Below are 8,977 nucleotides of genomic sequence, written 5' to 3'. Positions count from 1 at the left end.
CGGACTTTACTGGTCCCTGGAAAAACTGCCCCTGGGCCTTGGCCGCACCGTTTATGATCCTGGATTCCAGGTGGCTGGAATGTCCCTGGCGTATCAATGCCTGGGAGACTCAGCCCTGGATAATTTGGGCCGTCTTGACCGGCACCGTTCACTCATCGCGAAAATTTATAACAAAGCCTTTGGCGTGGAAACGGATGCTCAAGGTGTAACGTTTCCCCCTTTCCGCTATCCCCTCCTGGTGGAACAGCAGGACCGGGTGGACGATCTGGTCCGTCTTGGCGTGCGCTGCATGTATCCCAGGGCCTTGTGCGACCTGGAGGCCCTCAGACCTGAGCTGGCTGATCTAGACGTGCAGACTCCCGGAGCCATGCACATCGCCCGCACTTTGGTCACCCTTCCCACGCATACCGGCGTGAGTGAGGCAATGGCCGTGAACATTGCAACCGAAGCCAAAAAGGTCTTCGGTAGCATCCAAACAATCAATGCCTGAGTAAAGATACTTTCCCATGAATTTACGGGGTGGATTAGTGGAAGTAAGCTCTTTTTTCTTAACCAATTTCCCAATACTCTAATTTTCAAACTATACAGGCTTTAGTGAGTCTTCGAACGGGCGTGAGATACTCTTCCTTCTTAGCTGAAACTTACACAGTCACTCACACTGGCACAGTCACAGACTCTGACACAAAAACCAATAATCAAACAACACATATGGCAAAATACACATTAACTTTACATTCCATCAATATCCAGGTCACTCTGCTGCACCTGTTCTTCTACTCGCTCCCGATCACTTTCATTGCCCTGCTCTATCAGGAACCCATATCCCATATTTTAGGACAGTGGCATACACTGGGCGGGGCCCACTTTCCACTCTTAATTGCAGTCAGCCTGTACCTGATATGGATTCAAAGAAGCAATATCCGCAGCCTCCAGCCGGAACCGGCTTTGGTATCCGGGACCCTGGTGCTGGCAACTGGATGCTTTATTCTGTTCGCCGGTAAGATCGGCAGCACTATCCTGGTTCAGCAGGTTTCAATTGTTCCGGTACTGCTGGGGGTTATCCTGCTGCTGGGCGGGTTTTCCTATTTCAAGTATCTGTTCCTACCGGTGAGCTACCTCATATTTTTGACCGGCTGCATAGATTATCTGCTGGGCAGTTTCGCCATTTATTTCCAGCAGATTACAGCCTGGATCTCGACTTTGCTTTTAAGGGCTGCGGGTTTTTCGGTTTTCCGTGACGAAATCCTGATAATGATGCCTCATATTTCCTTGCTGGTGGTCAGCGGGTGCAGCGGCGTCAACCAGATCGTCACCCTTCTTGCCCTGGCGGTTCCACTGGCCTTTATGACCCAGTCCACCCTGGTCCGCAAAATCATTCTGATCTCCTCGGCCCTGATCATCGGAATCGTGGTCAACGGTATGCGGGTAGCCATGATCGGGATATATGCCCTTTATGATGAGGGAGCGAGTTTGCACGGTCCTTATGAGACATTTGCCGCTTCAGTCATTTTCTTTTTTGGTTTCGGTGTAATGATCCTCTTCAGCATGGTCCTGAACAGGACAGACAAAAACAGGCGCACGCAAGAGGACAACAGTCCGCCTCCTGATAAGACTCAGCAGCAGTTCGAATCGTCAGACCCTGAGCAGAAGAGTTTCTCCGGAAAACGTCTTGCCTCCTATCTGTTCGTTATCCCGGTCCTAGCCCTGACTCTCGGCCTGGTGCATTATTATCATCCCAGGTATGTGGAACTGGAGAGTCCCTTGACTCTCATTCCAAGTCATATGGCAGGTTTTTCTGCCTGGGAAACTGATGACCTGGACCAGCGTCTCAGGCCTTTCCCGGCCCACGAGGAGCTCATGAGGGTCTATGAAGATGGGCAGAACAACAGGATAGAGCTTTATATCGGGTACTTCGGCATCCAGGACAGGGAGCGCAAAATTATTGATTATCGCCGGTCCTGGATGCACCGGCAGGTCTCCAGACAGGAGGTTGCAGGGTCGGATAATAAAATTGCCATCAACAAAAGCAGGAGAAGCCATCAGTCCAGTGAGAGTGATGTTTATTTCTGGTATCAGATGGACCACAGGATCATCAGGAATCAATATGCCGGCAAGTTCTTTACCTTTACGGATACTCTTCTCAAGCGAAAAAACAACGCTGCAGTAGTGGTCATCCGGGCCAGAGGCTCAGATCACAGAATCATGTATTTTCTGGAGGAAGCTGTCCCTTTGATCAAGACCCATCTCTCAGGTCGAAGTTAATTGAAAATATTAGTTGATTAGCTGATTGGATAAAACCCCTAAACCAATACACAAATCTCCAATGCACCAAATTGAAACTAATCATCACCATAGACACTGAAGAAGACAATTGGGACCGATATTCAGCCACAGACAACCCGGTATCAAACATAGAGAGGATTCCAGACCTGCAGCGCCTCTTCGATAACTACGGGGTAAATCCCACTTATCTGGTAAGCTACCCGGTCGCTACCAATCCCCTATCTGTGGCTATCCTGAAAAAAATCCTGGAACAGGGAAAGTGCGAGATCGGCATGCACTGCCATCCCTGGAACACGCCTCCATTTGACGAGAAAGCAGTCATAATAGAACGCGATACCATGCTCTGCAACCTTCCAGACGGGCTAATTCATGAAAAAATGACGGTGCTTCATGAGACCATTTGCAAAAGCTTCGGCATTGTGCCGTTTTCCTTCCGAGCCGGGCGCTGGGGTTTTGGTCCCGCCGTGGCTAAGTCACTTTGCTTGCTTGGATATCGTGTTGATTCATCAGTGACACCTTTTGTCAGTTGGGAAAAGTATCAGGGACCTGACTTTACTGCATTCAAGCCGGATTTATTCAAGTTTAATTCCAGGGGCATGGAAAGCAAGGAGGGAGCAGGCCCTTTGCTGGAGGTTCCCGTAACTATTGGTTTTTTACAGCCTGATTTTGAGCTTTCTCTGCGAAGATTAAGGTCACTGAACTCGCACTGGTTTAAAAGACTCCATGTTGCAGGAATTCTTGAAAGGCTGAGGTTGTTGAACATGATTTGGCTATCTCCTGAATTAACGAAAACTTCTGACATGATCAAGTTGGCAAAAAGAATGAAGAAAAACAATTACCCCTTCATAAACCTTACTTTTCATTCAACAAGCCTGAAAGGAAATTTGGGACCATTCGTAAAAACATTCTCTGATGAGAGAATATTTCTTCAAAAAATCGAAGCCTTTTTAAAATTTGCCATAGCAGATGGTTTTGAGAGCATATCCCTAGTTGAGCTGGAAGAACATATTAGCATATAAACCACCCTCCAACTTATTTTGCTGAGTTTGACTTTCGCATTCTACATATTCGAAGAAAGGAAAAGAAATGTCTGCTTTCTTCTTTCGCCGCAGGCCAGAAAATGGCCTCCCTATATCGAGTAGTTTAGATATTTACCTAAAAAAACAGCTCTCAAATCGCACTTTCGGCAAAACAATACTTCATATTGCCGGGCCTTGGGAAATATATCATCGCAGCTTGCATCAAGAATCCTGGTTCGTTGGTTCAGGCATTGAAGTATTTCTCGATGGTTATTTCTGCGATACGCAGGAAGGTTTATTTCATAGCTATAGCCAAAATGCGGCGTTGTTTGCCCAGTGGTGGCAAAAAAAGGGTCTGGAACATTTGGCTGATCTTGATGGAGGATTTGCTGTCTTGGTCAGGGATTCTAAACGCGACATCGCATACCTTATTAGAGACAGGTGGGGATCGAAACCTCTTTACTTTTCTAAAGTCGAAGCAAAAGGGGATATAATAGGTGGTTCCGAGATAAAACTATTGATTCCATGGATAGAAAGAATAAAATTGGACCAAGCAGGACTGAAAGATTCAATAAGTCTACGCGCCATTGTCGGACAAGAGTCCTTGTATGCTGGGATCAGCCAGCTAGTTGCTGCATCATTGATGACAATTGACAATAACGGGAATCCTGGCGAACAGCAACGGTATTATAAAGTAAAATTCGAAGCGCTCGATGGACCACCTGACTTCCGGCAATGGGTAGAGCAGACCGATGCTGCTTTAAGGAAATCCATATCTCAGATGGCAAAAACATTTAAACGAGTTGCCATACCGTTGAGTGGTGGAATTGATTCAGCATTGCTTGTAGCCTATAGTAGAGAATATTTTAAAGAGTGTATCGCGTTTTCTGTTGCGATTGAAAATTTCACCAACCCGGAACTAGAAAGAGCAAGACTAGTAGCCGGGAAATTGGGGATCAAACATGAAATAGTTTCTCTTGGTCCAAAACTAATTCCAGAATTATTCCAGACTGTTAATTCTCGTATACAGGAGCCGTGTCGTCACTTCAATAATATTGTATTGCTCCATCTCTTGAACAATATTCAGGGCTGTGACGCCATTTTGTGTGGTGATGGGGCTGACTTCCTGTTTGGCAGTCCCACTCTTCGCACTGTGATAAATCTCCAATATAAAATTTCTAAACTTTGCAAAATCCCTTCACCAATCAGCAAAATCTCTGCAAAATGCCTTAGTCGGACTGGTCGCAAAAAATTTAAACATCTTGCCAATCTTCTAACACATGACATTGACTGGTTCATCCGGCGCCTTCATAACGTTGATTACAAACCAAGGGAAACAAATATACTCGCGCAAATGGGAATTAAGGATGTGGCGCCAAATAACCTTCTTTTTGAACGCGCGCCCCTTTGTTCGCAAAAGCACACCGGCCGTTGTATTGAGACTAACTTGCGTTTGTTTATACATTTTATGATGCAAAGAAATGATAGGTTATCATCGAACACAGGAGCAGAGTTGCTTTACCCTTATCTCACTGATCCGGTAATAAATTTAGGACAGATCTTGCCAGACGAAGCACGTTTCCATGGCGCAACTCTCAAGCCTGTTCTCCGTAGGCTTTGCGACAATCTTGTAGACGAAAAAATCTCTAAAATGCCTAAGCTAGGTTTTCCTTCACCCGAACTCAGCTGGATCAACAAGGACTTGATAGAATTCCGGCGGAACGCTTACTTTTCTAAATCCCGGTTAAAACAGTTTATGCCGTTCAAGCTTGACCTGTCTTTGCTTGCCAATGACCCTGCCTCTTGTCAATTGACGTGGTGGTTTATGACTTTAGAAGAGAGTTTGCGCGTATTGGGAGATTATGATTAGAGGGATCCAGTCTTTCCCGGTTCCAAAAAGAATTTTTTTTAAATCCATGATCCCCGTGAATCTTACAGACAAATTGATAATTGCAAATCCGCAGAATCAGTTGAAACATGAAAACAATGGATTCTACCATTCAGGAAAAACGCCACGTAATGCTTATGGATTGCGAAACACGAACCGCGGAAGGTGTGATTCATTCGTTATTCAGACATGGCTTGAACGTGGTAGGTCTGAGCAGTCAAAAGCGATGTCCTGCCAAATATTCCTCAGGGTTGGTTTATTATTTTCAGTCACCTCCTTTAAATCAGGGTTTTGATAAATATTTTTATTTTTTGACCTCTCTTCCATTTAGAGGAGTTATTGTACCATCTGGAGATTTAAGTATTTATTTTTTAAGTGCATATAGCTCAAAATTAAAAAATAAAGGATTTTTACTGAACATAGTAAGCGAAAATGTGCTTTATCAAGCATTTGATAAGTGGAAATGTCATCAATTATGCAAGTCTTTGAATGTATCTGTTGCAAAAACCATAGCTGTTGATTCAGAAGCATCTGTATCAAGAAAAATAAAAAATTTTAAATTTCCAGTCATAATTAAACCAACGCGTCTGGCAGGAGGTAATTATATTCGCGTTTTTTCTCCTGAAAAAGCTGTCAGTGCTTTTAAAACTCTGTATGATACAATCAATAAAAAAGAATTCTCCTTGAATGATTCTGGATTAATTATACAGGAATGGATCGATTCTAGAATGGAGGATAACTGGAGCTGCGATGTATTTTATGATCAAAATGGATGTTGCAGAGCAGCTTTAACTATCAAGAGGTTAAGAACCTCTTTGAACTTTGAGGGCACTCCAACCAGTCGCTTATATGCGGGAACCATTGAAAAAAATGAAGAGTTAATTGAAATTACTAGGAAAGTTCTGGAGTCAATAGGATGGAGAGGTTTTGCGCACGTTGAATACGTCATGGATCGTAAAACACAGAAGTTTTTTTTGACCGAAATCAACCCCAGACTGCCGGGTTATTCATATTTCTTGAGTCGAACAGGTTATGAGTATGGATATTATTATGCAGCAGATCTTCTGGGAGTTAATTATGAACCACCTGATTTTTTCCCAAAAGCCACGTATTTTGAAAGTTTGAGATATCCTGGAGATATAACTGACGGTGTAGTTAATGCGATGCGCGGTCACATTAGTTTAAAGTCAATAATTAAAAGCTATATTCATGCAGTTTCATCAAAAGAGCCTGTAATAATCGATCACTGGAACTCCAAAGACATTAAATTAAGTGGAGCTATTTTGTTTAATAATGGACTTATTTTTTTAAAGAAGGTCATTAGGTATATCAAGAAGAGAATATAAACATAGGTACTTTTTTATGACCAAAATATTGGTATTAGATCGTCAATCCCCCTTTCCTGTTCAATGCGGCCATACACTAAGGGTATTTCACTTGAGCCGCGAGCTTTCTAAAAGACATACTTGTTTTGCTGCTTTTTTCCCTGGACAACATGTAAATTCGAAACTCGACAATTCCGGCCTTAATGAAGTGTTCGCAAAAACCTGGCATCTATCGGCTATGGATGGAAAGGTTTCATGGAAGCGCTTTCTTTATCCTTTAGAATGCCATCTGGCAAAAAGGTTTAATCCGGAATTTTGGAAACGGGTGCGCAAAGAAATCTATTCCATAGTTATAAAAGAAAAAATTGACGCTGTTCTCATCTGTGGTATTGGGATGGCTCAATACCTGGAGGGGATTTCGGTTGGCCGTAAAATTCTGGATATCTGTGACAGTAGCGTTCTGACTCGCGAGAGGAGGTTTGGTCTTGAGCCAATGGCCTCCACTGGTGCGTGGTTGCGAAGAAATATTTATTTGTGTAGGGCAAAGCGAGCTGAGCACAATGTTTCTGATAAATTTGATGCAGTCACTGTTGTCTCACCAGCTGATCTGCATTGTCTTTTGCAAAGGAACAGGAATAAAGATAATATATATCTGGTGCCTAACGGCGTTGACATGCCTTATCAAAAAGGGATCGGAATAAGCCAGGAAAGAGCAGTCATCTTCTGGGGTGTTTTAAGCTTTTCACCAAATTCTACTGCGATTAGATTTTTTTTGGAACATGTATGGCCACTGATTAAGGAGCAGGATATTCGCTGGTATATTGTGGGGAAAAACCCACCAACCTGGTTGCAGCAAGCAGCTCATGAACATAAAGGTATAGAGTTGACAGGTTTTGTGGATGACCTGCCTGGTTTTGCAGCCAGTGTCCCGATTATGGTCAACCCCATGCAAATCGGCAGTGGAATAAAAAATAAGGTGCTTGAAGCTTTTGCTCTGCAGCGGGCAGTTATCTCTACAACTCTCGGCATGGAGGCGATCCAGGCTCAACCTGGTGTACATTATTTAAGAGCTGAGACTGGTCCAGAATTTGCCGAAGCGATAATCAAACTTTTGGATAATCCAGAGCTTTGCATTGAACTTGGCACAGCCGCCCGCAAGCTGGTTGCTGAGCATTATACATGGGAAAAAGCAGGCCAAACGTTGGAAGCACTTTTTAGAATTCCTGATAAGAAGTTCACATAACAATCTGTTATCATTTCATTATCTTTAATTGCAGCAAACGATGATTTACCTTCACACCTTAATGCTTTTTCTCATATCAGACACAGACGCTGCCGACTGATCAACCCACAGTCACTGTCACTGACACTGTCGACTGTTTTTAAATCACTCAGTCTCTTGGTCGTTCTTCAAGCCCTTAGTCCCTGAGTCTCTCAGTCTCTAAGTCATTCTTAACGAACACAGCCAACTGAACCACCATGCAATCAGTCAACACCATCCAAGCAAATAACCCACCTGAAGAAAGAACAGCGTTTGTCTTTTTCCTGTTCTGCATCTGGACTTTTGTACTCTTAGCCCGGCCGCAGGATCTTTTTCCTGTGCTGGGTCAGTTCCGTCCGGCAATGCTGATGGGAATTCTGACCATGGGATTTGTGATTTTGTACCTGCAAGCTTTGCCTGGCCCACCGCTGTTCCGGGAGCGTCAGATCAAGTACTACATGGCATTAATCCTGGTCATGATCCTGGGAATTCCTTTTGCCCACCACAAAGGAATGGCTTTCCATGCTGTTATTCCAACATATCTTTTTGTGCTCATTTATCTTTTTGTCTTTTACAAGCTGGTCAGTTCTGTCCGGCGTTTATACATCGTGCTTTTACAGGCTGTCTCGGTGCAGGTCTTTATTCTTTAATTTCCCTGCTCAATTATGAAGCGGGACGGCTTAGATTTGGGGGCATGTTCGACCCCAATGACATAGCATTTTTTACCCTGGGATTTTTGCCTTTAAACCTTGTATTCATTCCCCGGGATAGCCATTTCTGGGTAAGGCTGACCTGTCTGGGTTCTTTTGGCATGGGCGTGCTCATTATCCTTCTGACTGGTTCCAGGGGTGGTTTTCTGGCCTTTGCAGTCTCAGCAGCCCTGTTGCTGCTGTTCAAGACACGGCCTCATAGCAATGCTATATAAAAATCATTTTTCTCAAGCGATTAAATTGATTGCCTCGAATATCTTGAAATTATTTTCATCTCCATTCACACGCTGATAACCATAAGACAACAAATCCAACTTTTCCCCATAACTGATCCAGTCAATTAATTACAAACTTGACTGTTCGGCTTAGGGGGGAATCTGGAACCCCTGTCAGCACTGATACGAATATGGAGATCATGCGGAGACTTGCTGGTGTCCAGCCATTGATCAACTATCTTCCAGGGCTCTTCCAGGCCAAGGCCTAGAGTCATT

7 protein-coding genes and 1 pseudogene are annotated in these 8,977 nt (G+C 43.8%); all 8 read left to right on the top strand.

Annotation, left to right across the window (positions count from 1 at the left end; all coding sequences use genetic code 11):
- A pseudogene (locus tag QZP87_RS11110) lies at positions 1-490 on the top strand (hypothetical protein); the annotation flags it as partial.
- Between the two features lie 218 nt (positions 491-708).
- The gene (gene xrtW / locus QZP87_RS11105; RefSeq protein ID WP_291322991.1) at positions 709-2,262 is read left to right on the top strand and encodes an exosortase W; all 1,554 of its coding nucleotides are present in this window, start codon (positions 709-711) and stop codon (positions 2,260-2,262) included.
- Between the two features lie 71 nt (positions 2,263-2,333).
- Entirely contained in the window at positions 2,334-3,302 is a 969-nt protein-coding gene (locus tag QZP87_RS11100; protein ID WP_291322990.1) for a polysaccharide deacetylase family protein, read from the top strand.
- 67 nt (positions 3,303-3,369) lie between these two features.
- Positions 3,370-5,172, top strand: coding sequence for an asparagine synthase-related protein (locus QZP87_RS11095; RefSeq protein WP_291322989.1), 1,803 nt, complete (start codon positions 3,370-3,372; stop codon positions 5,170-5,172).
- Between the two features lie 107 nt (positions 5,173-5,279).
- Positions 5,280-6,536 carry an ATP-grasp domain-containing protein gene (locus tag QZP87_RS11090; protein WP_291322988.1) on the top strand — a complete coding sequence of 419 codons (1,257 nt, stop codon included), beginning with the start codon at positions 5,280-5,282 and terminating at the stop codon, positions 6,534-6,536.
- A gap of 16 nt (positions 6,537-6,552) precedes the next feature.
- Complete coding sequence (locus tag QZP87_RS11085) at positions 6,553-7,758, top strand: glycosyltransferase family 4 protein (protein WP_291322987.1); 1,206 nt, start codon at positions 6,553-6,555, stop codon at positions 7,756-7,758.
- Positions 7,759-7,994: 236 nt separating this feature from the next.
- Complete coding sequence (locus QZP87_RS11080; protein WP_291322986.1) at positions 7,995-8,426, top strand: hypothetical protein; 432 nt, start codon at positions 7,995-7,997, stop codon at positions 8,424-8,426.
- A 44-nt stretch (positions 8,427-8,470) separates the two neighbouring features.
- Positions 8,471-8,701 carry a hypothetical protein gene (locus QZP87_RS11075; RefSeq protein ID WP_291322985.1) on the top strand — a complete coding sequence of 77 codons (231 nt, stop codon included), beginning with the start codon at positions 8,471-8,473 and terminating at the stop codon, positions 8,699-8,701.
- Positions 8,702-8,977 lie beyond the last annotated feature (276 nt).

It is taken from the genome of Desulfonatronospira sp., assembly GCA_003563255.1.
Taxonomy (GTDB): Bacteria; Desulfobacterota; Desulfovibrionia; order Desulfovibrionales; family Desulfonatronovibrionaceae; genus Desulfonatronospira.
Note: the sequence above shows the minus strand (reverse complement) of the source record. Positions and strands in the feature narration are given on the sequence as shown.